Here is a 24,256-nt window from a genome sequence, read left to right on the forward strand (position 1 = left end):
ACGTTAGTTGCCTTGCAGCACCTCACGAAAGACATCCGGCCGCGTCGCCGCAATATGCAGCAACGAGCGTGCTGCGTCGCTCTGTAGGAGCGGGCTTGCCCGCGAACCAGGGCGAAGCCCTGGCCATTCACCGCAACGTTCGCGCCTTCAGGTACTCGCGCACTTCTCGCGCATCCCCGGCAAACTCGATACGCCCAGCCTTGGCCTCACGCTGGTAGGCGTACATCGGGTCGTAGTACTCGTTCAACAGCCCCTCGATCCAGCCCCGGTGCAGTTCCACCGCGCCACTGCGAAGCTGCTCGTCCAACGCCTGGCGCAGCAGCTCGGACAGCCGCTGGAAACGCTCCCCGCCCAAACGCTTGTGGATATTGGCCATGCTCTGCAACAGGCGCTCGGCGAACAAGCGTCGGCCATCTTCCTCGCCATGCAGGGCGACGAACTCGGCGCTCAAGTCGACCACATAGTCCCGCAGAATCCGCTCCACGCGGCCTTCGAAACTGTCCTCCAGCCACACCATCGGGTACTGCTGCATGCCCTGGTACAACTCCAGCGGTACCGAGCAGCTACCCACGATGCGCCCTTCATCTTCAAGCACGAACTGCTTGGTGCCCCGCGCGCGCTGTTTCAGCACATCGATGGCCAGGCGGTTCTCGAAATCGATCTGCGCCGGTTGCGCGGTGGCGCGCTTGCCGAAGCTGGAGCCGCGATGGTTGGCATGCCCTTCGAGGTCGAGCACGTTGTCCAGTTGCTGTAACACGTCGGTCTTGCCCGTGCCGGTGAGGCCGCCCACCAATACGAAATCGCACTGCGCCACCGCCTGCTGAGTGGTCTCCAGCAGGAAGGTGCGCATGGCCTTGTAGCCGCCCTTGACCCTGGGGTAGGTGATGCCCGCTTCCTTCAGCCAGCCCTGTACGATCTGCGAGCGCAGCCCGCCTCGGAAGCAATACAGGTAGCCCTCGGGGTGAGCCTTGGCGAACGCGGCCCAGGCTTCGAGGCGCTGTTGCTTTACAGCACCGCTGACCAGTTGGTGGCCAAGCTCGATGGCCGCGGCCTGGCCCTGCTGCTTGAAGCAGGTGCCGACCTTCTGCCGCTCCTGGTCGCTCATCAGCGGCAGGTTGACCACGCCGGGGAAGGCGCCTTTGCCAAACTCGATGGGCGCGCGCATGTCCATCATCGGCACGTCGTCGAGGAACAGCTGGCGGTAGTCGGTGCAGTCGTTGCGCATCAAAGCACCTCGACTGCGTGGGTCTGTCGCTCGACCAGCTCGCCGATCGGGGCCAGCGTCAGGCCCAGCGCTTCGGCGCAGGCGAGGAATTCGGCCTCGCCTTCGGCAGTCACCGCTACCAGCAGGCCACCGCTGGTCTGCGGGTCGCACAGCAGGTGCTTCTGTTCATCGTCCAGCGGCGCGATCTTGTGCCCGTAGCTTTCGAAATTGCGCAGGGTGCCGCCGGGGATGCAGCCCTCGGCCAGGTAGTGCTCCACGCCAGGCAGGCGCGGTACCGCGTCGAAGTGCAGGCGGGCCGTGAGGCCGCTGCCGTCGGCCACTTCCACCAGGTGGCCGAGCAGGCCGAAGCCGGTGACGTCGGTCATCGCCGTCACGCCGTCGAGCTTGCCGAAGCGGCTGCCGGGGGTGTTGAGGGTGCACATCCAGTCGCGGGCCAGGCCTTTGTCCTGCTCGCGCAGCTTGGACTTTTTCTCCGCCGTGGTGAGGATGCCGATGCCCAGTGGTTTGCTCAGGTACAGCTTGCAGCCCACGCTGGCAGTGTCGTTGCGCTTGAGGTGGCGCTTGCTGACCACGCCGGTCACGGCCAGGCCGAAGATCGGCTCCGGCGCATCGATGGAGTGCCCGCCGGCCAGCGGAATGCCCGCTTCGGCGCACACTGCGCGGCCACCGCGAATCACCTCTCGAGCGACCTCTGGAGGCAGCACGTTGACCGGCCAGCCGAGAATCGCGATGGCCATCAGCGGGTCGCCGCCCATGGCGTAGATATCGCTGATGGCGTTGGTGGCGGCAATGCGGCCGAAGTCGTACGGGTCGTCGACGATGGGCATGAAGAAGTCGGTGGTCGAGACCACGCCGCGCTCGTCGTCCAGCGCGTACACCGCGGCGTCGTCACGCGAGGCATTGCCGACCCACAGGTTCGGGTCCAGCGCCTGGGTGCCGCTTTCGGCGAGGATCACATCCAGCACCTTGGGGGAGATCTTGCAGCCGCAGCCAGCGCCGTGGCTGTACTGGGTCAGGCGAATCGGTTCGCTCATACGCACCTCGATTTTGGTGATGCGCGATTGTAGCAAAGCTGGCCTTTGTGCCCGTGGCTCTTATACTTCCCCCCGTCGGCGCTTTGGTCGGCACTTTCCCCGCTATTGAACCGGAGAACCCCCATGTTCAAACGCCCCCTGGCGCTCGCCGCCGGCCTTCTGCTGTCGTGCTGCGCCGTGCTTGCGCAGGCTGCCGAAACCCTGCGCGTCAGCGCCATTCCCGACGAAGCCCCCACCGAACTGCTGCGCAAGTTCAAGCCGCTCGGCGAGTACCTGGAGCAGCGCCTGGGCATGAAGGTGCAGTTCGTACCCGTGGCCGACTACCCGGCGGTGGTCGAGGCACTGGCCTCCGACCGCTTGGACCTGGCCTGGCTGGGTGGCTTCACCTTCGTCCAGGTACACCTGAAAGACCCTGCTGCCACCCCGCTGGTACAGCGTGAACAGGACGCCCAGTTCACCAGCAAGTTCATCACCGCCAACCCTGAGGTGAAGAGCCTGGCCGACCTCAAGGGCAAGAGCTTCGCCTTCGGTTCGATCTCCTCCACCTCCGGCAGCCTGATGCCGCGCTACTTCATGCTCAAGGAAGACAACATCAAGCCTGAGGACTACTTCGGCCGCGTTGCCTACTCTGGCGCTCATGACGCGACCGTAGCCTGGGTGCAGGCGGGCAAGGTCGATGCCGGCGTGCTCAATGCCAGCGTGTGGCAGAAGCTGGTGGATGCCGGCAAGGTCGATACCAGCAAGGTGAAGGTGTTCGCCACCACCCCTACCTACTACGACTACAACTGGACTGTACGCGGCAAGCTGGACCCGGCGCTCAAGGACAAGATCAAGCAGGCCTTCCTCGATCTCGACCCGGCCAAGCCCGAGCACAAGGCGATTCTCGATCTGCAAGCAGCCAGCCGCTTCATCGAGACCAAGCCCGAGAACTACCAGGGCACCGAGCAAGCCGCACGTGAGGCTGGCTTGCTGAAGTGAGTATCCAACTGTTCGACGCGGGCCTGCGCCATGGCCAGGTTCGCGCGCTGCAAAGCGTCAGCCTGCGTATCGAGCAGGGCGAGCGGGTGGCGATCATCGGCCCGTCCGGGGCGGGCAAGTCGAGCTTGCTAAACCTGATGGCCAGCGCTGTTGCACCGACCCAGGGCCGCCTCGAACTGCTGGGCGAGCAGCCCTGGGCGTTGTCCGCCAGGGCGCGTCAGCGCCTGCGTGCGCGGGTGGCGCTGGTGCACCAGGCGCCGCCCTTGCCGCCGCGCCAGCGGGTGGTCACCGCAGTGCTGGCCGGGCGCCTGGGGCAGTGGGGCACCCTGCGTGGGTTGCTCAACCTGCTGCACCCCAGCGATGTGCCCGGCGCGCGCCAGGCCTTGGCCGAGCTGGGCATGGCCGACAAGTTGTTCGTGCAGTGCGGGCAGTTGTCGGGAGGGCAGTTGCAGCGCGTGGGCATCGCCCGTGCGCTGTACCAGCAGGCCGAGGTGCTGCTGACCGACGAGCCGGTCTCGGCCATGGACCCGGTGCTGGCCGACCACAGCATCGCGCTGCTCAACCGCCAGGCCCAGGCCCGTGGCGTTACCCTGGTGGCCAGCCTGCATGCAGTCGACCTGGCGCTGGCGCACTTCCCCCGTGTGATCGGTATTCGCGACGGCCTGGTGGCCTTCGACTGCTGCGCCGAGTCAGTGAGCGAAGCCATGCTCGATGCCCTGTACGCCAACGAGCAACTGGCCTCGCCGGTGACGCCAGGGGCGACGTTGAAGGTGCAGATTCCACGATGCTGAAGCCCGACACCCGCGACCCGGCGGCCCTGCCGCGCTTGCTGTTGACCCTGCTGGCCCTGGCGTTGCTGTGGCCGGGCATCCAGTTGAGCGAGCTGGACCTGGGCGTGTTGCTGCACGCCGAGAACCGCCAGCAGATGTTCAACTTCGTCAGCGGCTTCTGGCCCCCGGCCCACGACCACGATTTCCTCGAGTTGCTGCTGCAAGCCACCGTGCAAACCCTGGCCGTCGCCACCGCCGGCATGACCCTGGCGTTGTTGCTGGCAATACCCGCCAGCCTGCTGGCCAGCCGTGCGCTGTCGTTGGGTGCGGCCTCGCGCGGCGGGCGTGCCGGGCCCTGGTCGCGCCTGGCACGCCTGCCGGTGCGGGGTACCTTGGTGTTCCTGCGCAGCGTGCCGGAAATCGTCTGGGCGCTGCTGTTCGTACGCGCCGTGGGCCTGGGGCCGACGGCCGGTGTGTTGGCCATCGCCATCACCTACAGCGGCATGCTGGGCAAGGTGTATGCGGAAATCTTCGAGTCGGTCGACCAGCGCCCGGCCCACGCGTTGATGCAGGCCGGCAGCGGGCGCCTGGTGGCGTTCTTCTACGGCATCCTGCCCAATGCCGCTGCCGAGCTGGTGTCGTACACCGTGTACCGCTGGGAATGCGCGGTGCGCGCCTCGGTGGTAATGGGCTTCGTCGGTGCCGGTGGCCTGGGGCAGCAGATCGACCTGTCGATGCGCATGTTCGCGGGCAACGAGGTGGCGAGCATGCTGCTGGCGTTCCTGGTGCTGGTGATGCTGGCGGATGCGCTCAGCCGCATGCTGCGTGGGAGGCTGGCATGAAGCGCCTGCTGAACCTGCTGCTGGTACTGGCGATCCTGGCGGCTGTGGTGGGCTCGTTCGGTTACCTGGAGCTGGACCTGCTGAACGTGTTCGGCAACGGTGGACTGGGGCAGATGGCCGAGTACGCCGGGCGCTTCCTGCAGCCCGACCTTTCCAGTGAGCACCTGCGTGCTGTGGCACGGGGGGCGTTGGAAACCTTAGCGATGTCTGGCCTGGGCACCTTGCTGGCGATGGTCCTTGGCCTGTTCTTGGCGTTGCCAGCGGCGGGGCGTTTTGGGTGGCCGCTGCAAGGTGCGGCGCGTTTGCTGCTAAATGCCCTGCGGGCGATTCCCGAACTGGTGTGGGCGGCGCTCATGGTATTCGCCGCAGGGCTGGGGCCGAACGCTGGCACCCTGGCGCTGGCCCTGCACACGGCGGGCGTGCTCGGGCGCTTGTTCGCCGAGGCGTTGGAAAACGCGCCGCCTGAGCCGGCAGCAGCCATCCGTTTGCAAGGCGCCAGCCAGGTGGCGGCCTTCTGTTTCGGCACCTTGCCCAACCTCTGGCCACAGCTGCTGGCCTACGGCTTGTACCGCTGGGAAAACAACATCCGCATGGCCGCTGTGCTTGGCTTCGTCGGTGCTGGCGGGCTGGGGCAGATGCTTTACACCACCCTGAGCCTGTTCCAGGAGGCCCAGGCCAGCACGGTGATCATCGCCATGCTGGTGCTGGTGCTGCTGGTGGATGCCTTCAGCGACCTGCTGCGCCAACGCTACGTGCGGGCCTGAAGCCCACCCTCAACTCACCACCCGCTCGCACTGCGCCTCACGCTGCATCGACTCCAGGTTGCGCTCGATGGTCTCGCAGATCTGATCCATCTGGATCTGGTGCTCGCTGAAGCGGAAGGGGCTCTGCAAGTCGGTGCCGATCCGCTCGATGGCCAGCAGCATGAAGCCCACCACGGTCGAGGCCAGCGGCGTGAACCAGCCCAGCGACTCCACCAGGCCGATCGGCACGATCAGGCAGAACAGGGTGATGAACAGGCGCGGGAAGTACACGTAGGGGTAGGGCAGTGGTGTGTTGGCGATCCGCTCCATACCGCCCTGGGCGTTGGACAGATCCACCAGCGTCGACTCCAGCCGCGCCAGGCGAATGCTGTCCAGCCTTCCGGCTTTGTATTCCCTGGCCAGCAGCGCCGCCGAGCCACCGAGAATATCGTTGGCGAAGTTGTTCGAGCCATTGCGCCGCTCGAACTCGCGCGACGGTATGAACGCCCCCAACTCCGGCGGGCAGGCCTCACCCTTCAGGTGCGCCGCCAGGCAGTTCACGTAGGCGATGTGCCGACGCAGCAAGGTAGCCTTGACCGGGTTCAGCCCCTCGTCCGGGTCATCGATCAGCGTCAGCACCTGCCGCCCGTAGCTGCGCGAGGCATTGACCAGCGCCCCCCATAGCGTGCGCGCCTCCCACCAGCGGTTGTAGGCGCTGCTGTTGCGAAAGCTCACCAGCACCACCAGCGCCGAGCCCAGCAGGGTGAGCGGGATCAGCGGCAGGGAGAACGCGCTTTGGAAGAACAGCATGAAATCGATGGTGACCAACACATCCCAGATCAGCAGCCAGAACAGCGACCAGCCGATGTAGCCGAAGGTCTTCACCACCAGGCGGTACTTGCGCACGATGACGTCTTTCACGGGGAACCTCGTTTTGGGGCGAATGAGGTTCGGACGTTTTGGGGTGGGTAAGGTTCGTTAGCGTTTTTCGTGGGGTGTAACTGGAAGTGTTTCCTACTGCCATCCAGGAAAGCGCTCTCGATGGGCTCAGACGGCTGTGGGATTGATCGTCGTTATTGTTCTTTCTTTGCCATACGATTTCGCGGAGGCTCAATGAGCATCAAGACAATCCCATTCCGGTTTGAAGACTGTCTGTATTCGGAAGAGGTCATTGAGATCTACCTGAGCCAGGTGCTTGCAGATGGCGATGCAGAGGAAATCGGCCGGGCAGAAAACTACATCCGTAATGCCCGGCGAAGATTGTCTGAGGCTAGCGCAATGCCAACTTCATCTGCACCAACGCCACCCGCCCACCATCCGGCGCCTGGCGCTCCTCGATGCCAAACGGCACGAACCCCAGCCGCGGGTACAGCAAAAGCCCCGCAGTGTTGTGGTTGAAGCACGACGCCCACACCTCCCGCGCCGCGAACTGCTCACGCGCGAGGTCGATCATGCAGCGCACCAGGTAGCTCGCTACGCCGCGCCCACGCGCAGGCGGTGCCACCACCACATTCCCCAGTGCGCACACGCCGCCCTGTTCGACCTTGTAGAAGTTGGCAAAACCCAACACCACACCATTGCCCTCCACCACGGTCGAACCGCTGCGCTGGGCGATGGCCTCGCTCATTTGCGCCGGGGTCAGGGGGTAGATGGCCTTGGGGAACATGTAGAACAACTCGTCCGGGCCTTGCGGGAAGCAGCAGAGGGTGGGGATATCGGAGGTACGAACGGGGCGGTGGCTCAATTGCATGGCAGGTTCCATCCTGGAAGTTCTAGCGGGCGTTCGTCTGGCAGCTTAGCGTCTGCCATCTGGTCTGGCACGGCTTTCGCTTTAACTGACGTGTATTTCATCCGCGGGGTTTGTGGGGATATTTGCATGATGGCACAATGCCTCAGCTGCCGACCCGCGGGGGAGTTTTCCTGGCGTCTGTCCAGTGCAGTGCATGGACAGTCCTTCAATGGGTGAACCCTCGATGAACGAGCGAAAAGGCAAGGGCCTTTCCTTTGCCAGGCGAATGTACGCACCCCGTGCCGTGGGCACGGGCCTAGGCTTCGTGTGCGTGATGATCGGCATCTGGCCGCAGCAGCCTGCCTGGTGGACCTGGGCGCTGCTGGTGGCGCATGGCTTCGTCTGGCCGCACCTGGCCTTCCAACTGGCGCGTTTTTCTACGAATGCCTTCCGCACCGAGCAGCGCAACCTGGTATTCGATGGCTTCGCCGGGGGGTGCTGGGCGGGCGTGATGGGCCTGAACCCGCTGCCGAGCGTCATTATTTTGTCGATGATCGCCATGGACAAGATGGCTGTCGGCGGCTGGAACCTGCTCGGCAAAACCTTGACGGTGCAACTGCTGGGCATCGGCCTGGGCTTCTGGCTGTATGCGCCTGCGCTATTTCCGCCGACCACCCAGGCACAGATGCTCGCTTGTCTGCCGATCCTGATGATCTACCCCATGGTCATCGGCTTTATCTGCTACCAGGTGAACGTGCAGCTCGGCGAGCACAAGCGCGCCCTGGCCCACCTGAGCAAGACCGACAGCCTCACCGGCCTGATCAACCATGGTGCCTGGAAGCACCTGTTGCTGAGCGCCTTCGAACGCTGCCGCGCCAACCAGCAGGCCAACACCCTGGCCTTGATCGACATCGACCACTTCAAGCAGATCAACGACCGCCATGGCCACCTGGTGGGCGACAACATCCTGTGCATCCTCAGCGCTTTCTTCCCCGCGCACCTGCGCAAGAGCGACCCGGTGGCCCGCTACGGCGGCGATGAGTTCTGCGTGCTGCTGCCCGGCACCACGCCGGGCCAAGCCGGGGAAATCCTCGAGCGCCTGCGCCAGGCTGTCGAGGACTACCGCGACCCGGCACTGCCGCAGCTACGTCTGAGCTTGAGCATCGGCATCGCCTCGTACGGCCCGCACCTGGGCGATGCCGAGGCGTGGCTGCATGAGGCGGACATGGCGCTGTACCGCGCCAAGGACGAGGGGCGCAACCGGGTTGTGTGGGCGGGGGGAGTTGGGAAGGTAAGCGCTGTTTCGGCAATATAGTGCTGAAAAGTCCCGCATTTTTCATTTGCTTTGCCGTACAGCGTCCCTAGCCTGCATTGAGCTGCGTAGTGGCCCGCCCAGATCTGCTTTGAGTCTTTTCGTTTACCTCGTTTAGCAGGATAGTGCTTCCCTCAGTCCTGAATGAGCATCAGTAATGCGAACCACAGACCTGTCCGAGCTCGCGGCGTTCGACGCAGTCGCGCGCCATCGCAGCTTTCGCCGGGCCAGCGAAGAGCGTGGGGTCACGGCGTCGGCGATCAGCCATGCGGTCAGCAACCTGGAAGCCCGGGTCGGTATCCGCCTGTTGAACCGCACCACCCGCAGCGTGTCGCTGACCGATGCCGGGGCAATGCTGCTTTCCCAGCTCTCGCCGGCCTTCGGTGATATCGGCTCGGCGCTCGATGCGCTCAACCAGTTTCGCGATACGCCGTTCGGCAAGGTGCGCATCAACGCACCCAACTCGATCGCCCCCTTCGTGTTGGGGCCGATCATCGGGCCGTTGATCGCCGCCAACCCCAACCTTGAGTTGGAGATCGTCGCCACGGACCGCCTTGTGGATATCGTCGAGGAAGGTTTCGATGCCGGTATTCGCCTGGGCGAAAGCCTGCGTGACGGCATGACCGCCGTGAGGATCAACCGGCGGCTGCGCTTCACCGTGGTGGGGTCGCCGGGCTATTTCGAGCAGCGGCCGATGCCCAAGACCCCCGCCGACCTTGCGGAGCATATCTGCATCCGCAATATGTACCCGAGTGGGGTTGGTTATCCGTGGACGTTTGGGCGCGATGGGAAGGAGATAGACGTCGAGGTCAAAGGCCCCGTCGTCCTTCACGATCATGAGCTGATGATCGAAACGGCGCTCGCCGGTACTGCGTTGGCCTATGTCTGGGAGGACCGGGCGAGGCCCTACATCGAAAGCGGCAGGTTGGTTGCCTGCCTCGCCGATTGGATCGAACCCGAAGAGTGGCCCTACCTCTACTATCCAACCCGTCGTTATATCTCGGCCGGCCTGCGTGCGGTGATCGAGGCTTTGCGCGAAAGCGAATAACTGGACAAGTATCGTCAATCGTTCAACTGCTGAATTTCACTCAGTAGACTCATAAAAACTCAGTCACTTATGCACGCTATCTGACAGACATATTCTGGGCCTCTAACCCGTGTTGGAGTGCTGAAATGTCTGAAAGTGGAAGCAAACTCATCTTCATAACCGGCACAAGCACAGGCCTTGGGCGAGCCCTTGCCGAGGTCGCGTTGCAGGCTGGCCACCGCGTGGTCGGCACTGCGCGCAGTGTCGAGGCCATCGAAGCGCTTGAGGCGCTGGCGCCGGGTCGGGCGTTCGGCAAGCAACTCGAGATGACCGATTTCACGGCGATCGATCGCGTGGTCGGGGAAATCGAACGCGAGATCGGCGCCATCGATGTGCTGGTGAACAACGCAGGCTACGGCCATGAAGGCATGGTCGAGGAATCGCCGCTCGACGACCTGCGCAAGCAGTTCGAGGTAAACGTGTTTGGCGCGGTCGCGATGATGAAGGCGGTGCTGCCGTTCATGCGCGAGCGTCGTTCGGGGCACATTCTCAACATCACCTCGATTGGCGGGTTGATGACTTTCCCTGGCGTGGCTTATTACCACGGCAGCAAGTTCGCCCTGGAGGGCATTTCCGAAGCGCTCGGCCAGGAAGTACGCGACTTCGGTATTCACGTCACCGCAGTCGAGCCGGGTGCGTTCCGTACCGATTGGGCGGGGCGTTCGATGATGCGCCAGGCGCGAACCATCGCCGACTACGACGGGTTCTTCGGCCCGGTGCGCAAGGCGCGTGCAGAGCAAGAGCACGGCCACCAACCCGGCGACCCCCATGGCGCGGCGCGGGCGATGCTCGCGCTGATCGCCGCTGAAAACCCACCTGCTCACTTGCTGCTTGGCAGCGACGCGTTGCGTTTCGCCCGCGAATACTATGTGCGTCGGGGCCAGGAAATCGACGCCTGGTCGAAGCTCTCCGCTTCGACCGATTTTGCCGGGGAGAACGCATGATGGCCAAGGCCCGCATCGTTCGCTTTCATGAAACCGGCGGAGCGGACGTGCTCAAGATCGAGACCGTCGACGTTCCCGCGCCAGGCCCCGGCGAGGTACGCATCCGCGCTCGCGCCCTGGGCCTGAACCGCGCCGAGCAAATGTATTACTCCGGCGCCTATGTGATTCAACCGGCCTTCCCAGCGAAGATCGGTTACGAGATTGCCGGCGAAGTCGAGGCGCTCGGGCCGGGCGTGACCCAGGTGGCGGTCGGTGAAGCGGTCAGCCTGTTGCCGATTTCGGCGATGAGCGACTACGCCGTCCATGGCGAGCTGGCGATTGCCCCGGCCAACCTGCTGGTGAAGCACCCGCCCAACCTGTCCTGGGAAAGCGCGGCAGCGGCGTGGATGCAGTTCCTCACCGCCTATGGCGCGCTCATCGAAATCGCCAAGGTCGGCCCCGGCGATGCGGTCGTCATTCCGGCGGCGTCGAGCAGTGTCGGTCTGGCAGCGATCCAACTGGCCAACCGGGCAGGTGCCACCACCATTGCGCTCACCCGCTCCAGCGCCAAGCGCCAGCAACTGCTCGATGCAGGTGCTGCACATGTTATCGCCACGGCAGAAGAAGATCTGGTCGCCCGCATCGGCGAGATCACCGGCGGGCAGGGCGCCCGGGTCACCTTCGACCCCGTCGGCGGCGAGACTTTCCCGCTGCTTGCAGAAGCAGCGGCGCCGCAGGGCATATTGTTTATCTACGGCGCGCTTGCCGCCGAGGTGACGCCGCTGCCGATTCTGCAAGTGCTGCCCAAGCACCTCACCGTACGCGGCTACGACGTGTTCGAGTTCTACACCATGGGCGAGCGTTTCGCGGCGGGTCTTGCCGATATCATGGCCGGCCTTGCCGATGGCTCGCTCACCCCCATCATCGACCGCGTGTTCGCCTTCGACGACTACGTCCAAGCGCACCGCCACCTCGCCTCCAACCAGCAGTTCGGCAAGATCGTTGTTTCGGTCCCGCCGCACGCTGGCTGATCGTCTTCAGGAGACAAGCATGTCCGAGCCATTGACCGTCATCGCCAAGTTCACCGCCAAGCCCGAGTTTGCCCAAGCCGTCGGCGACGGGCTGGCGGGCCAGCTCGACCAGACCCGCGCCGAGGAAGGGTCGATCGACTACCACCTGCACCGCGACCAGACCGACCCCAACGTTTGGATCGTTTACGAAAACTGGCGCTCGCGGGCAGACTTCGACGCGCACCTTGAAATGCCCTATACACGGCAGCGAACACGAGTTCAAGGATCGGGACTGCAATGGATAATTTCTGGGCTGCCTACACGGCAGCTCAGAAATTATCCCGTGACGCAATCCACCTCGGAGCGCGAGTTCACTGCCGTATAGGTGGCTCAGAAACAGCCAGGCGCGTCAGCACGGCCCGCCAGCGGGTTCGCCACCAACCAGCGCCCACAAAAAAACCGACCATAAGGTCGGTTTTTTCTGGATCTTGGTGCCCCGAGGGAGACTCGAACTCCCACTCCTTTCGAAAACGGATTTTGAATCCGCCGCGTCTACCAATTCCGCCATCAGGGCTTGTGGCGCCGCAGTATAGAGAGGGTCCTTCACTCGGTCAATCGGCTTTCATGGTCAATTTTCACTCGTTGAGCTAAACTTTCCGGCCCTGTCGAACCGAACACCATCATGCGCGTCGCCGATTTCTCTTTCGAACTCCCTGACTCCCTTATCGCCCGCCACCCCTTGGCCGAGCGCCATGGCAGCCGCCTGCTGGTCCTCGATGGGCCGAGCGGGGAGCTGGCGCACCGGCGCTTTACCGACCTGCTCGACTACCTGCGCCCCGGCGACCTGATGGTGTTCAACAACACCCGGGTCATTCCGGCGCGGCTGTTTGGCCAGAAAGCCTCTGGCGGCAAGCTGGAAGTGCTGGTCGAGCGCGTGCTCGACAGCCATCGCGTGTTGGCCCATGTGCGTGCCAGCAAGGCGCCGAAGGTGGGGGCGCAGATTCTGATCGATGGCGGCGGCGAGGCCGAGATGGTCGCGCGCCACGACACGCTGTTCGAGCTGCGCTTCGCCGAAGAAGTGCTGCCGCTGCTCGACCGCGTCGGGCACATGCCGCTGCCTCCTTATATTGATCGGCCCGACGAAGGCGCCGACCGCGAGCGCTACCAGACTGTCTACGCCGAGCGCGCAGGCGCCGTGGCCGCGCCCACCGCCGGGCTGCACTTCGACCAGGCGCTGCTGGAGCAAATCGCTGCCAAGGGCGTCGAGCAGGCCTTCGTCACCTTGCACGTGGGCGCGGGTACCTTCCAGCCGGTGCGGGTCGACAAGCTCGAAGACCACCATATGCACAGCGAGTGGCTGGAAGTCGGCCAGGACGTGGTCGATGCCGTGCAGGCCTGCCGCGCTCGTGGCGGGCGGGTGATCGCCGTCGGCACCACCAGCGTGCGCTCGCTGGAAAGCGCGGCGCGCGATGGCCAGCTCAAGGCCTTCAGCGGCGACACCGACATCTTCCTGTACCCCGGCCGACCCTTCCATGTGGTCGATGCCTTGGTCACCAACTTCCACCTGCCCGAGTCCACGCTGTTGATGCTGGTCTCGGCCTTTGCCGGTTACCCCGAGACCATGGCCGCCTACGCGGCGGCGGTCGAGCAGGGGTACCGCTTCTTCAGTTACGGTGATGCAATGTTCATCACCCGCAATCCGGCGCCGCGTGGCCCCGAGGATCAAGCATGAGTCGCACCTGTCGAATGTCCTTCGAACTGCTGGCCACCGACGGCAAGGCCCGTCGCGGTCGGTTGACCTTCCCCCGTGGCACCGTGGAAACCCCGGCGTTCATGCCGGTAGGCACCTACGGCACGGTCAAGGGCATGCTGCCGCGGGACATCGAGGCCATCGGCGCCGAGATCATCCTGGGCAACACCTTCCACCTGTGGCTGCGCCCGGGCACCGAGGTGATCAAGAAGCACAACGGCCTGCACGACTTCATGCAGTGGAAAGGCCCGATCCTCACCGACTCCGGCGGCTTCCAGGTGTTCAGTCTGGGCGCGATGCGCAAGATCAAAGAGGAAGGCGTGACCTTCGCCTCCCCGGTGGACGGCTCCAAGGTGTTCATGGGCCCGGAAGAGTCCATGCAGGTGCAGCGCGACCTGGGCTCGGACATCGTGATGATCTTCGACGAGTGCACCCCGTACCCGGCCGAGCACGACGTGGCGCGTACCTCCATGGAGCTGTCGCTGCGCTGGGCGCAGCGTTCCAAGAACGCCCACGGCGACAACAGCGCCGCGCTGTTCGGCATCGTCCAGGGCGGCATGTATGAAGACCTGCGCATGCGTTCGCTGGAAGCGCTGGTCAATATCGACTTCGACGGCCTGGCCATCGGTGGCCTGTCGGTGGGCGAGCCCAAGCACGAAATGATCAAGGTGCTGGACTATCTGCCCGCACAAATGCCGGCTGACAAACCTCGTTACCTTATGGGGGTAGGCAAGCCGGAAGATCTTGTAGAGGGTGTGCGCCGCGGCGTCGACATGTTCGACTGCGTGATGCCCACGCGCAATGCGCGAAACGGGCATCTGTTCGTCGATACGGGGGTGATCAAGATCCGCAATGCATTCCATCGCCACGATGATTCGCCGCTGGATCCGACCTGTGATTGCTATACCTGCAGCAACTTCTCCCGCGCCTATCTCCATCACCTGGATAAATGCGGCGAAATGCTGAGCAGTATGTTGAATACCATCCACAACTTGCGTCATTACCAGCGCTTGATGGCCGGTTTGCGCGAGGCTATTCAACAGGGTAAATTGGCCGCCTTCGTCGACGCCTTCTACGCCAAGCGCGGGCTTCCCGTACCGCCCTTGGATTGACTGCTGCTCTTATTATTAAAAATCGCAACTGGAGTGCCCAATGAGCTTTCTGATTCCCGCCGCCTACGCGGACGCTGCAGCCCCAGCCGCCGGCCCAGCCGGTACCGGCTTCGAGTGGATCTTCCTGGTTGGTTTCCTGGTCATCTTCTACCTGATGATCTGGCGTCCACAGGCCAAGCGCGCCAAAGAGCAGAAGAACCTGCTGAGCAACTTGCAAAAAGGCGACGAAGTGGTCACCAACGGCGGTATCGCTGGCAAGATCGTCAAGGTTTCCGATGACTTCGTGGTGCTGGAAGTGTCCGACAACGTCGAGCTGAAGTTCCAGAAGGGCGCCATCGCCGCGACCCTGCCAAAAGGTACGCTCAAGGCTATCTGAGTTACCGGTTTTATTTTCCAGTCGGGGCGCGCAAAGCGCCCCGCGTCTTGAACGGGCGGCGTGATGCTGAACAAATACCCTCTGTGGAAATACCTGCTGATCGTGTTGGTACTGGCGGTCGGCTTTATTTATTCCGCTCCCAACCTCTACCCGGATGACCCGGCGGTGCAGATCAGCGGCGCAAGCTCCGCACTGCACGTGAGCCAGGCCGACCTGGACCGCGCTACCAAGGCGTTGACCGACGCCGGCCTTGCCGTAAAAGGCGGCAACCTGGGCGAGAAGGGCAGTGCGCTGGTGCGCCTGACCAAGCAGGAAGACCAGCTTCCGGCCAAGGATGTGGTGCGCAAGGCCCTGGGCGATGACTACGTCGTGGCCTTGAACCTGGCACAGACCACCCCGCAGTGGCTGCGCAACATTGGCGCCAGCCCCATGAAGCTGGGCCTGGACCTCTCCGGTGGTGTGCACTTCCTGCTGGAAGTGGACATGGAAAAGGCCATGAGCGCCCGCCTGAAGGTCTACGACGGTGAAGTGAAGAGCCTGCTGCGCAAAGAGCGCGTGCGCTACCGTACCCTGCCTCAGCAGGACGGCGCCATCATGCTGGGCTTCGCCGACGATGCTACCCGCGACCAGGCCCGTGACCTGATCCGCAAGAATTTCAATGATTTCGAACTGACCACCACCGAGCGCAGCGAGCTCGCCGTGCTGCGTCTGGTGCTGACTCCGGCGAAAGTCGCCGAGATCCGCGAATACGCGATCAAGCAGAACCTCACCACCGTGCGCAACCGGGTCAACGAGCTGGGCGTGGCCGAGCCGCTGGTACAGCGCCAGGGCGCCAACCGTATCGTGGTCGAGCTGCCGGGCGTGCAGGACACCGCCGAAGCCAAGCGTATCCTCGGCAAGACTGCCAACCTGGAATTCCGCTTCGGTGCCGAGCCGGGTGCTTCCAAGGCCACTACCGAGGTGTTCGAGTTCCGTGAAGGCGGCCGTTCGGCGCCGGTCGAGCGCGGGCTGATCATCACCGGTGACCAGGTCACTGACGCCCAGGCCAGTTTCGACGAGCACGGTCGCCCGCAGGTGAACATTCGCCTCGACGGCCATGGTGGCGAGCTGATGAGCCGCGCTACCCGCACCAACGTCGGTCGCAGCATGGCGGTGATCTTCATCGAGCAGAAGCCGGTCACCCGCTACGTCAAGCAGACCGTCGACGGCGTCGAGAAGGAAGTGGCGGTACAGAGCTTCCTGGAAGAGAAGAAAATCATCAGCCTGGCGACCATCCAGTCGCCGCTGGGCAGCCAGTTCCGCATCACGGGCCTGAACGGCCAGGGCGAATCGTCCGAACTGGCCCTGCTGCTGCGTGCTGGTGGCCTGGCTGCGCCGATGTACTTCGCTGAAGAACGCACCATCGGCCCAAGCCTGGGTGCCGACAACATCACCAAGGGTATCGATGCGTCCCTGTGGGGCATGCTGTTCGTCTCGCTGTTCATCATCGCCATCTACCGTGCCTTCGGCATCATCGCCACCGTCGCCCTGGCGGGCAACATGGTGCTGCTGCTGGCGCTGATGTCGCTGCTGGGCGCGACCCTGACCCTGCCGGGTATTGCCGGTATCGTGTTGACCATGGGTATGGCGGTCGACGCCAACGTGCTGATCTTCTCGCGTATTCGCGAGGAAATTAAGAACGGCATGTCGGTGCAGCGCGCTATCCACGAAGGCTTCAACCGCGCCTACACCGCGATCATCGACGCCAACCTGACCAGCCTGCTGGTCGGCGGCATCCTGTTCGCCATGGGTACCGGCCCGGTCAAGGGCTTTGCGGTCACCATGTCCCTCGGGATTTTCACCTCGATGTTCACTGCCGTCATGGTGACCCGTGCAATGGTCAACCTCAGCTGCGGCGGGCGTGACATCAAGAAGCTGTGGGTTTGAGGGAGCTGCGATGAAAACCATCAACTTCATGGGCGTGCGCAATGTTGCGTTCGCCATCACCGTGCTCCTTACCGTGCTGGCGCTGTTCAGCTGGTGGCAGAAGGGCCTGAACCTGGGCCTGGACTTCACCGGCGGTACGCTGATCGAGCTGACCTACGAGCGTCCGGCCGACCTGCAAACCGTGCGTAGCGAGCTGGCCAGCTCCGGCTTCCACGATGCTGTGGTGCAGAGCTTTGGTGCGACCACCGACCTGCTGGTACGTATGCCGGGCGATGACCCGCAACTGGGCAACAAGGTCGCCGAGGCGCTGCAGAAGGTGAGCGGGGACAACCCGGCCACCATCAAGCGTGTCGAGTTCGTCGGCCCGCAGGTGGGTGAAGAGCTGCGTGACCAGGGCGGCCTGGGCATGCTGCTGGCACTGGGCGGCGTCCTGGTGTACCTGGCGTTTCGCTTCCAGTGGAAATTCGCGGTTGGCGCGATCGTCTCGCTGGTCCACGACGTGGTCGTGACCATGGGTATCCTGTCGTTCTTCCAGATCACCTTCGACCTGACGGTGCTGGCGGCGGTGTTGGCGATCATCGGTTACTCGTTGAACGACACCATCGTGGTATTCGACCGGGTGCGCGAGAACTTCCGGGTGATGCGCAAGGCCTCGCTGATCGAGAACATCAACGTCTCGACCACCCAGACCCTGCTGCGTACCATCGCCACCTCGGTATCCACCTTGCTGGCCATCGCTGCGCTGCTGTTCTTCGGCGGCGACAACCTGTTCGGCTTCTCCCTAGCGCTGCTGATCGGTGTAATGGCGGGTACCTACTCGTCGATCTACATCGCCAACGTGGTGTTGATCTGGCTGAACCTGAGCAGCGAAGACCTGATTCCACCGGTGAAAGCCGAGGGTGTGGACGACCGTCCGTAAGGTCTTTTCCTACGCCGTTTGGCGTAAAGAGAGGCGCGAGTGTTGAACTCGCGCCTTTTTTTTTGCTCCAAGGCAGGGAGAAGGCGGGCAATGCCCCGCAGGTATGATCAGGAGGTTTCACGTGAATAAATCAATGCTGGTGGGTGCGGTTCTGGGTGCTGTCGGTGTAACCGCCGGAGGTGCTGTGGCGACCTACAGCTTGGTGAACAAAGGGCCTGAATACGCCCAGGTCACCGACGTGCAGCCAATCAAGCAGCAAGTGAAGACGCCGCGTGAGGTGTGCAAGGACGTGACCGTTACCCGGCAGCGTCCGGTGCAGGACCAGCACCAGATCGCCGGTACCGTGGTCGGTGCGCTGGCGGGTGGGTTGCTGGGCAACCAGATCGGCGGCGGCACTGGTAAGAAGATCGCTACCGTGGCCGGTGCGGTTGGCGGCGGTTATGCCGGTAACAAGGTGCAGGAGGGCATGCAGGAGCGTGACACCTACACCACCACGCAAACCCGCTGCAATACTGTCAATGACGTCAGCGAGAAGGTCGTGGGCTACAACGTGACCTATTCCATCGGCGACCAGGTTGGCAAGGTGAAGATGGACCACGAGCCGGGCTCGAGCATTCCGCTGGACAAGAACGGCAAGTTGATCTTGAGCCAGAACCAGCCGGGGCAATAAAGGTTCGTTCTGTAAAAATGCAGGTATAAAAAAAGCACCGCCGTGGCGGTGCTTTTTTCGTTCAGGCAATTCGCGCTCAGCGCTTCAGGCTTTCCGGCAGGTGCGGCTGGATCGCCGTCAGCACCGCCTTGAAGCACTTGATGTTGCCGGCAACGATGTGGCCCTTGTCGAGGAAGTCGTGGCCACCGTTGAAATCGCTCACCAGGCCACCTGCTTCCTGAATCAGCAGCACGCCTGCAGCCATGTCCCACTCGGACAGACCCGACTCCCAGAAGGCGTCAAAGCGGCCGGCAGCCACGTAGGCCAGGTCCAGCGATGCGGAGCCTGCGCGGCGGATGCCGGCAGTCTGGCCGGTCAGAACGCGGAACATACCCAGGTAGTTGTCCAGGTCGGCCATTTGGCTGTCGCGGAACGGGAAGCCGGTTCCCAGCAGGGCGCCTTCCAGGCTGGTGCGCGAGCTGACGCGCAGGCGGCGGCCATTGAGCTGGGCGCCACGGCCACGGCTGGCGGTGAATTCTTCCTGGCGAACCGGGTCGACGATCACCGCGTGCTCGAGGCGGCCACGGTATTTACAGGCGATGCTGACAGCGAAGTGAGGAACGCCACGCAGGAAGTTGGTGGTGCCATCGAGCGGGTCGATGATCCACAGGTAGTCCTTGCCTTCTTCACCGGTACCGGCGTGCAGGCCGGTCTCTTCACCCTGGATGGAGTGGTTCGGGTAGGCTTTGCGCAGGGCATCGACGATGACCTTCTCGGCGGCGCGATCAACCTCGGACACGTAGTCCTGGGCGCCTTTTTCGTCGACCTTGATGCTGTCCAGGCGTTCGATGGAGCGGAAAATCAGTTCACTGGCGCTGCGAGCGGCGCGCAGGGCGATATTCAGCATAGGCTGCATGGGCGTTTCACCTGGAGATGTTAAAGAAGAAAGCCGCATAGTCTATCAGAAAACTGTTCCGGCAGAAGGGCGACATTCGCTTTCATGGCGTTACGTCCGTCGCTTATGTAAGATCATTGCCCCCTTTATTCCCACCTGTGAGCGCATCACCTTGCTGCAGAATATTCGTGTTGTTCTGGTCAATACCAGCCACCCCGGTAACATCGGCGGCGCTGCACGTGCCATGAAAAACATGGGCTTGTCGCGCCTGGTGCTGGTCCAGCCAATGGATTTCCCTGCCAGCGATGCCACGGCGCGCGCCTCGGGTGCCGATGACGTACTGGAAAGCGCCCAGGTCGTCGGCAGCCTCGAAGAGGCGCTGGTCGGCTGCAGCCTGGCCATCGGCACCAGCGCCCGCGAGCGCAGTATTCCCTGGCCGCTGCTCGACCCCCGCGAGTGCGGGGCCAAGGCGGTGGAACAGGCCGCTGCCGGCGAGGAAATCGCCTTGGTCTTCGGTCGCGAACATGCCGGCCTGACCAACGAAGAACTGCAGCGATGTCACTTCCACGTGCACATTCCCTCGAACCCCGACTTCAGCTCGCTGAACCTGGCTGCGGCCGTTCAGGTGCTCGCCTACGAGGTGCGCATGGCCTGGCTGGCCACTGAAGGCACGCCGTCGAAAGTCGAGAAGTTCGAAGCCAACTCGCTGCGTGCCGGCGAGCTGGCGACCCTGGACGAAATGGAGCTGTTCTACGACCACCTGGAGAAAACCCTGGTGGACATCGGCTTCCTCGACCCCGAGAAGCCCAAGCACCTGATGCCGCGTTTGCGCAGGCTGTATGGGCGCAGTTCGGTCAATCGTTCGGAAATGAGCATTTTGCGCGGCATCCTCACCGAGACCCAGAAGGTCGCAAGGGGCGAGCCGCATAAACGGAAGGGCTGACAGATGTTCGAACGTCTGCGTGAAGATATTCAAAGTGTGTTCCATCGTGACCCGGCAGCGCGCAACGCCTTCGAGGTGCTCACCTGCTACCCAGGCATGCATGCCATCTGGCTGCACCGCCTCGGCCATGCCCTGTGGGTGCGTGACTTCAAGTGGCTGGCGCGGCTGGTGTCGAACTTCGGGCGCTGGATGACCGGTATCGAGATCCACCCCGGTGCCACCATTGGCCGACGTTTCTTCATCGACCACGGCATGGGTATCGTCATCGGCGAAACGGCCGAGATCGGCGACGATGTCACGCTGTACCAGGGGGTGACCCTTGGCGGCACCAGCTGGAACAAGGGCAAGCGCCACCCGACCCTGGAAAATGGCGTGGTGGTCGGCGCCGGAGCCAAGGTGCTCGGGCCGTTCACTGTCGGCGCGGGGGCCAAGATCGGCTCCAATGCGGTGGTCACCAAGGCGGTGCCGGCTGGTGCCACGGCGGTGGGCATTCCGGGGCGGATCATCGTCAAGAGCGAGGCTGATGACGCTGTCGAAGCCAAGCGCAAGGCCATGGCCGAGAAGATCGGCTTCGATGCCTATGGCGTCAGTGGCGATATGCCCGACCCCGTCGCTCGCGCCATTGGCCAGATGCTCGACCATCTGCAGGCCGTGGACGAGCGCCTGGAGGGCATGTGCGGCGCGCTGACCAACCTGGGCAGTGACTACTGCGCCAAGGAACTGCCCGCACTTCCCGAAGACCACTTCGCCGAAGCCAAGCAGGTAGCCGGCAGCGACACTCGGTCGCATTGATACCGGCCATCTGACACATGGGGCGTGTGATTACGCCCCTGTTCTGCTATAGTCGCGGCCGCCTTCCCGCTGCAAACCCGACTAAAGCACTAGGTCTTATAGTTGACTTAAATGCTCGGGAATCGCATACTCGCTCACATCCTGTAACTCCCGTGGTACCCATTAGCCATGCGACTGACTACCAAAGGCCGATACGCCGTGACTGCCATGCTCGACTTGGCGTTGCACGCGAAGCATGGGCCGGTGTCTCTGGCCGACATTTCCGAGCGCCAGGGCATTTCCCTCTCCTATCTGGAACAGCTGTTCGCCAAGCTGCGCCGCAGCAACCTGGTTTCCAGCGTTCGCGGCCCGGGTGGCGGCTACCAGCTGTCGCGGGATATGGACACCATCCAGGTGGTCCAGGTCATCGATGCGGTCAACGAGTCGGTCGATGCCACCCGTTGCCAAGGCCTTGGGGATTGCCACGCCGGTGATACCTGCCTGACCCACCACCTGTGGTGCGATCTCAGCCAGCAGATCCATGAATTCCTCAGCGGCATCAGCCTGGCCGACCTCGTCATGCGCCGTGAGGTGCAGGAAGTCGCCCAGCGCCAGGACCTGCGACGTGTCGCCGGTCGTGCTGCCCAGTTGGACAAGATTGAGACGTCCGCCGTCGACTGAACCCCCGTAGCGACGAGCGCCGACGCCACCGCCTGATAGGAGATACTCAATGAAGTTGCCGATCTACCTCGATTACTCCGCGACCACGCCGGTTGATCCGCGTGTCGCCCAGAAAATGGCCGACTGCCTGCTGGTCGACGGGAACTTCGGTAACCCGGCATCGCGCTCCCACGTCTTCGGCTGGCGCGCCGAAGAGGCGGTCGAGAACGCCCGTCGCCAGGTCGCCGACCTGGTCAATGCCGACCCGCGCGAGATCGTCTGGACCAGCGGCGCTACCGAGTCCGACAACCTGGCAATCAAGGGTGTCGCGCACTTCTATCACACCAAGGGCAAGCACATCGTCACCTCCAAGATCGAGCACAAGGCGGTGTTGGACACCACCCGCCAGCTCGAGCGCGAAGGCTTCGAAGTCACCTACCTTGAGCCTGGCGAAGACGGCCTGATCACCCCGGCCATGGTCGAGGCGGCCCTGCGTGACGACACTATCCTGGTGTCGGTGATGCACGTGAACAACGAAATCGGCACCATCAACGACATCGCCGCGATCGGCGAACTCACCCGCGCACGCGGCGTGCTGTTCCACGTCGATGCCGCTCAGTCGACCGGCAAGGTCGAGATCGACCTGCAAGCGCTCAAGGTCGACCTGATGTCGTTCTCCGCCCACAAGACCTACGGCCCCAAAGGCATCGGCGCGCTGTACGTCAGCCGCAAGCCGCGCGTGCGCTTGGAAGCCACCATGCACGGCGGCGGTCACGAGCGCGGCATGCGTTCGGGCACCCTGGCCACCCACCAGATCGTCGGCATGGGCGAGGCCTTCGCCATTGCCAAGCAGGACATGGCCAGCGAGAACGCTCGCATCAAGGCCCTGAGCGACCGCTTCTTCAAGCAGGTCTCTCACCTGGAAGAGCTGTACGTCAACGGCAGCGCCACTGCCCGCGTACCGCACAACCTGAACCTGAGCTTCAACTACGTCGAAGGCGAGTCGCTGCTGATGTCCCTGAAAGACATCGCCGTGTCCTCGGGCTCGGCCTGTACCTCCGCTTCGCTGGAACCGTCCTACGTACTGCGCGCCATTGGCCGCAACGACGAACTGGCGCACAGCTCGATCCGCTTCACCTTCGGTCGCTTCACCCGCGAAGAAGAAGTGGACTACGCCGCGCAGAAAGTCGTCGAAGCGGTGAACAAGCTGCGTGAATTGTCGCCGCTGTGGGACATGTTCAAAGACGGCGTCGACATCTCCAAGATCGAGTGGGCCGCCCACTAAGCAGTCGCCGGCAAGAGCGGCTCCCTGATGAGGAAGGAATTGCACCATGGCATACAGTGAAAAGGTCATCGACCACTACGAAAACCCACGCAACGTCGGCAAGATGAACGCCGAGGACCCGGATGTCGGTACCGGCATGGTCGGCGCCCCAGCGTGCGGTGACGTGATGCGTCTGCAGATCAAGGTCAACGAGCAAGGCATCATCGAAGACGCCAAGTTCAAGACCTACGGCTGCGGTTCGGCCATCGCCTCCAGCTCCCTCGCCACCGAGTGGATGAAGGGCAAGACCCTGGACGAGGCCGAGACCATCAAGAACACCCAGCTGGCCGAAGAACTGGCACTGCCGCCGGTGAAGATCCACTGCTCGGTACTCGCCGAGGACGCCATCAAGGCGGCCGTGCGCGACTACAAGCAGAAGAAAGGCTTGATCTGAGACACCTGTCTTAAGGAGTTCCGATGGCTATCAGCATGACAGAAGCCGCCGCCAACCACATTCGCCGTTCCCTCGACGGGCGCGGCAAGGGTGAAGGTATCCGCCTGGGCGTGCGCACCACCGGCTGCTCGGGCCTGGCCTACGTGCTGGAGTTCGTCGACGAGCTGGCAAGCGAAGACACGGTGTTCGAGAACCACGGCGTGAAGGTCATCATCGACCCGAAAAGCCTGGTGTACCTCGATGGCACCGAGCTGGACTTCGTCAAGGAAGGGTTGAACGAAGGCTTCAAGTTCAACAACCCCAACGTACGCGGTGAGTGTGGCTGCGGCGAAAGCTTCAATGTCTGAGGCTTGATGTGGGTACTCCTTGTCACTTTGCCCTGTTCGACCTTCAGCCGAGCTTCCGTCTTGACCTCGACAAGCTGGCCACCCGCTACCGCGAGCTGGCCCGCGAGGTTCACCCGGACCGTTTTGCCGACGCTTCCGAGCGCGAGCAACGGGTAGCGCTGGAGAAGTCCGCCGCGCTCAACGATGCCTACCAGACCCTGCGCAGTGCGCCGCGTCGCGCCCGCTACCTGCTGGCCATCGGCGGCCATGAAGTGCCCCAGGAAGTTACCGTGCACGACCCGGACTTCCTGTTGCAGCAGATGCAGTGGCGAGAAGAGCTAGAAGAGCTGCAGGACGAAGCCGACCTGGACGGCGTTGCCGTGTTCAAGAAGCGCCTGAAGGCCGCCGAGAATACGCTCAACGACGATTTCGCCGCCTGCTGGGATCAAGCTGCCGAGCGCGACAAGGCCGAACGCCTGATGCGCCGCATGCAGTTTCTCGACAAGCTCGCCCAAGAAGTGCGCCAGTTGGAAGAGCGCCTCGACGATTAACCCCGGC

Annotated in this window: 27 protein-coding genes and 1 tRNA gene; 22 read left to right on the forward strand and 6 right to left on the reverse strand. The window is 63.4% G+C overall.

Annotation, left to right across the window (positions count from 1 at the left end):
• Positions 1 to 127: 127 nt before the first annotated feature.
• Entirely contained in the window at positions 128 to 1,225 is a 1,098-nt protein-coding gene (gene mnmH, locus ACQKPE_RS18325; RefSeq protein ID WP_427668040.1) for a tRNA 2-selenouridine(34) synthase MnmH, read from the reverse strand.
• The gene (gene selD / locus ACQKPE_RS18330) at positions 1,225 to 2,259 is read right to left on the reverse strand and encodes a selenide, water dikinase SelD (RefSeq protein ID WP_427668041.1); all 1,035 of its coding nucleotides are present in this window, start codon (positions 2,257 to 2,259) and stop codon (positions 1,225 to 1,227) included. The genes mnmH and selD overlap by 1 nt, the downstream gene beginning before the upstream one ends.
• Positions 2,260 to 2,382: 123 nt before the next feature.
• Here selD and ACQKPE_RS18335 point away from each other — a divergent pair, with 123 nt between their 5' ends.
• The 4 genes from ACQKPE_RS18335 to phnE are packed head-to-tail and all read left to right on the forward strand — an operon-like array spanning position 2,383 to position 5,613.
• Entirely contained in the window at positions 2,383 to 3,237 is an 855-nt protein-coding gene (locus ACQKPE_RS18335) for a putative selenate ABC transporter substrate-binding protein (RefSeq protein WP_427668043.1), read from the forward strand.
• The gene (locus ACQKPE_RS18340; RefSeq protein ID WP_427668044.1) at positions 3,234 to 4,028 is read left to right on the forward strand and encodes a phosphonate ABC transporter ATP-binding protein; all 795 of its coding nucleotides are present in this window, start codon (positions 3,234 to 3,236) and stop codon (positions 4,026 to 4,028) included. Before ACQKPE_RS18335 ends, ACQKPE_RS18340 begins: the two co-directional genes overlap by 4 nt.
• On the forward strand, positions 4,022 to 4,849 hold the full coding sequence (locus ACQKPE_RS18345) for a PhnE/PtxC family ABC transporter permease (RefSeq protein WP_427668046.1): 828 nt from the start codon (positions 4,022 to 4,024) through the stop codon (positions 4,847 to 4,849). The genes ACQKPE_RS18340 and ACQKPE_RS18345 overlap by 7 nt, the downstream gene beginning before the upstream one ends.
• Positions 4,846 to 5,613: a phosphonate ABC transporter, permease protein PhnE gene (phnE, locus tag ACQKPE_RS18350; RefSeq protein ID WP_427668048.1), complete on the forward strand. Its 768-nt coding sequence runs from the start codon at positions 4,846 to 4,848 to the stop codon at positions 5,611 to 5,613. Before ACQKPE_RS18345 ends, phnE begins: the two co-directional genes overlap by 4 nt.
• A gap of 9 nt (positions 5,614 to 5,622) precedes the next feature.
• Here phnE and ACQKPE_RS18355 read toward each other — a convergent pair whose 3' ends face one another.
• Positions 5,623 to 6,513: a bestrophin family protein gene (locus ACQKPE_RS18355; RefSeq protein WP_427668050.1), complete on the reverse strand. Its 891-nt coding sequence runs from the start codon at positions 6,511 to 6,513 to the stop codon at positions 5,623 to 5,625.
• Between the two features lie 349 nt (positions 6,514 to 6,862).
• Entirely contained in the window at positions 6,863 to 7,342 is a 480-nt protein-coding gene (locus tag ACQKPE_RS18360; protein ID WP_427668052.1) for a GNAT family N-acetyltransferase, read from the reverse strand.
• A 223-nt stretch (positions 7,343 to 7,565) separates the two neighbouring features.
• Here ACQKPE_RS18360 and ACQKPE_RS18365 point away from each other — a divergent pair, with 223 nt between their 5' ends.
• The 5 genes from ACQKPE_RS18365 to ACQKPE_RS18385 all read left to right on the forward strand — a co-directional run bounded on the left by ACQKPE_RS18365 (position 7,566) and on the right by ACQKPE_RS18385 (position 12,038).
• Positions 7,566 to 8,636, forward strand: a complete 1,071-nt coding sequence (locus ACQKPE_RS18365) for a diguanylate cyclase (protein ID WP_427668053.1) — start codon at positions 7,566 to 7,568, stop codon at positions 8,634 to 8,636.
• A 154-nt stretch (positions 8,637 to 8,790) separates the two neighbouring features.
• Positions 8,791 to 9,681: a LysR substrate-binding domain-containing protein gene (locus tag ACQKPE_RS18370; protein ID WP_427668054.1), complete on the forward strand. Its 891-nt coding sequence runs from the start codon at positions 8,791 to 8,793 to the stop codon at positions 9,679 to 9,681.
• A gap of 125 nt (positions 9,682 to 9,806) precedes the next feature.
• Positions 9,807 to 10,664, forward strand: a complete 858-nt coding sequence (locus ACQKPE_RS18375) for an oxidoreductase (RefSeq protein ID WP_427668055.1) — start codon at positions 9,807 to 9,809, stop codon at positions 10,662 to 10,664.
• A complete protein-coding gene (locus tag ACQKPE_RS18380; protein WP_427668056.1) occupies positions 10,661 to 11,674 on the forward strand; it encodes a zinc-dependent alcohol dehydrogenase family protein in 1,014 nt (337 codons plus the stop codon). The genes ACQKPE_RS18375 and ACQKPE_RS18380 overlap by 4 nt, the downstream gene beginning before the upstream one ends.
• 19 nt (positions 11,675 to 11,693) lie before the next feature.
• On the forward strand, positions 11,694 to 12,038 hold the full coding sequence (locus ACQKPE_RS18385; protein WP_427668057.1) for a putative quinol monooxygenase: 345 nt from the start codon (positions 11,694 to 11,696) through the stop codon (positions 12,036 to 12,038).
• Between the two features lie 104 nt (positions 12,039 to 12,142).
• Here ACQKPE_RS18385 and ACQKPE_RS18390 read toward each other — a convergent pair.
• Positions 12,143 to 12,227: transfer RNA gene (locus ACQKPE_RS18390), tRNA-Leu, on the reverse strand.
• Between the two features lie 108 nt (positions 12,228 to 12,335).
• On the opposite strand from ACQKPE_RS18390, the gene queA reads away from it, so the two are divergent.
• From queA to ACQKPE_RS18420, 6 genes are all read left to right on the forward strand, one after another.
• Complete coding sequence (gene queA / locus ACQKPE_RS18395; RefSeq protein ID WP_427668058.1) at positions 12,336 to 13,385, forward strand: tRNA preQ1(34) S-adenosylmethionine ribosyltransferase-isomerase QueA; 1,050 nt, start codon at positions 12,336 to 12,338, stop codon at positions 13,383 to 13,385.
• 14 nt (positions 13,386 to 13,399) lie between these two features.
• On the forward strand, positions 13,400 to 14,515 hold the full coding sequence (tgt, locus tag ACQKPE_RS18400; RefSeq protein ID WP_427668076.1) for a tRNA guanosine(34) transglycosylase Tgt: 1,116 nt from the start codon (positions 13,400 to 13,402) through the stop codon (positions 14,513 to 14,515).
• A gap of 40 nt (positions 14,516 to 14,555) precedes the next feature.
• Positions 14,556 to 14,891, forward strand: a complete 336-nt coding sequence (gene yajC, locus ACQKPE_RS18405; RefSeq protein WP_003259111.1) for a preprotein translocase subunit YajC — start codon at positions 14,556 to 14,558, stop codon at positions 14,889 to 14,891.
• Between the two features lie 63 nt (positions 14,892 to 14,954).
• Positions 14,955 to 16,817 (forward strand): protein translocase subunit SecD, encoded by a 1,863-nt coding sequence (gene secD, locus ACQKPE_RS18410; protein WP_427668059.1) that lies wholly within the window; start codon positions 14,955 to 14,957, stop codon positions 16,815 to 16,817.
• Positions 16,818 to 16,827: 10 nt separating this feature from the next.
• The gene (gene secF, locus ACQKPE_RS18415) at positions 16,828 to 17,736 is read left to right on the forward strand and encodes a protein translocase subunit SecF (protein WP_427668060.1); all 909 of its coding nucleotides are present in this window, start codon (positions 16,828 to 16,830) and stop codon (positions 17,734 to 17,736) included.
• 121 nt (positions 17,737 to 17,857) lie between these two features.
• Positions 17,858 to 18,406: a glycine zipper 2TM domain-containing protein gene (locus tag ACQKPE_RS18420; RefSeq protein WP_427668061.1), complete on the forward strand. Its 549-nt coding sequence runs from the start codon at positions 17,858 to 17,860 to the stop codon at positions 18,404 to 18,406.
• A 76-nt stretch (positions 18,407 to 18,482) separates the two neighbouring features.
• On the opposite strand, the gene suhB is transcribed toward ACQKPE_RS18420, so the two are convergent.
• On the reverse strand, positions 18,483 to 19,301 hold the full coding sequence (gene suhB / locus ACQKPE_RS18425; protein ID WP_427668062.1) for an inositol-phosphate phosphatase: 819 nt from the start codon (positions 19,299 to 19,301) through the stop codon (positions 18,483 to 18,485).
• Between the two features lie 151 nt (positions 19,302 to 19,452).
• On the opposite strand from suhB, the gene trmJ reads away from it, so the two are divergent.
• The 7 genes from trmJ to hscB all read left to right on the forward strand — a co-directional run bounded on the left by trmJ (position 19,453) and on the right by hscB (position 24,249).
• Complete coding sequence (gene trmJ / locus ACQKPE_RS18430) at positions 19,453 to 20,223, forward strand: tRNA (cytosine(32)/uridine(32)-2'-O)-methyltransferase TrmJ (protein WP_427668063.1); 771 nt, start codon at positions 19,453 to 19,455, stop codon at positions 20,221 to 20,223.
• A gap of 3 nt (positions 20,224 to 20,226) precedes the next feature.
• The gene (cysE, locus tag ACQKPE_RS18435) at positions 20,227 to 21,015 is read left to right on the forward strand and encodes a serine O-acetyltransferase (RefSeq protein ID WP_427668064.1); all 789 of its coding nucleotides are present in this window, start codon (positions 20,227 to 20,229) and stop codon (positions 21,013 to 21,015) included.
• Positions 21,016 to 21,183: 168 nt separating this feature from the next.
• Positions 21,184 to 21,675 (forward strand): Fe-S cluster assembly transcriptional regulator IscR, encoded by a 492-nt coding sequence (gene iscR, locus ACQKPE_RS18440; RefSeq protein ID WP_427668065.1) that lies wholly within the window; start codon positions 21,184 to 21,186, stop codon positions 21,673 to 21,675.
• A 49-nt stretch (positions 21,676 to 21,724) separates the two neighbouring features.
• Positions 21,725 to 22,939, forward strand: a complete 1,215-nt coding sequence (locus tag ACQKPE_RS18445) for an IscS subfamily cysteine desulfurase (protein WP_427668066.1) — start codon at positions 21,725 to 21,727, stop codon at positions 22,937 to 22,939.
• Between the two features lie 46 nt (positions 22,940 to 22,985).
• On the forward strand, positions 22,986 to 23,372 hold the full coding sequence (iscU, locus tag ACQKPE_RS18450) for a Fe-S cluster assembly scaffold IscU (protein WP_007929523.1): 387 nt from the start codon (positions 22,986 to 22,988) through the stop codon (positions 23,370 to 23,372).
• A 23-nt stretch (positions 23,373 to 23,395) separates the two neighbouring features.
• A complete protein-coding gene (gene iscA, locus ACQKPE_RS18455; protein ID WP_427668067.1) occupies positions 23,396 to 23,719 on the forward strand; it encodes an iron-sulfur cluster assembly protein IscA in 324 nt (107 codons plus the stop codon).
• An 8-nt stretch (positions 23,720 to 23,727) separates the two neighbouring features.
• A complete protein-coding gene (hscB, locus tag ACQKPE_RS18460) occupies positions 23,728 to 24,249 on the forward strand; it encodes a co-chaperone HscB (protein WP_427668068.1) in 522 nt (173 codons plus the stop codon).
• The last annotated feature ends 7 nt before the right edge of the window (positions 24,250 to 24,256 follow it).

It is taken from the genome of Pseudomonas sp. NPDC089554 (assembly GCF_050280645.1).
Lineage (GTDB): Bacteria > Pseudomonadota > Gammaproteobacteria > Pseudomonadales > Pseudomonadaceae > Aquipseudomonas.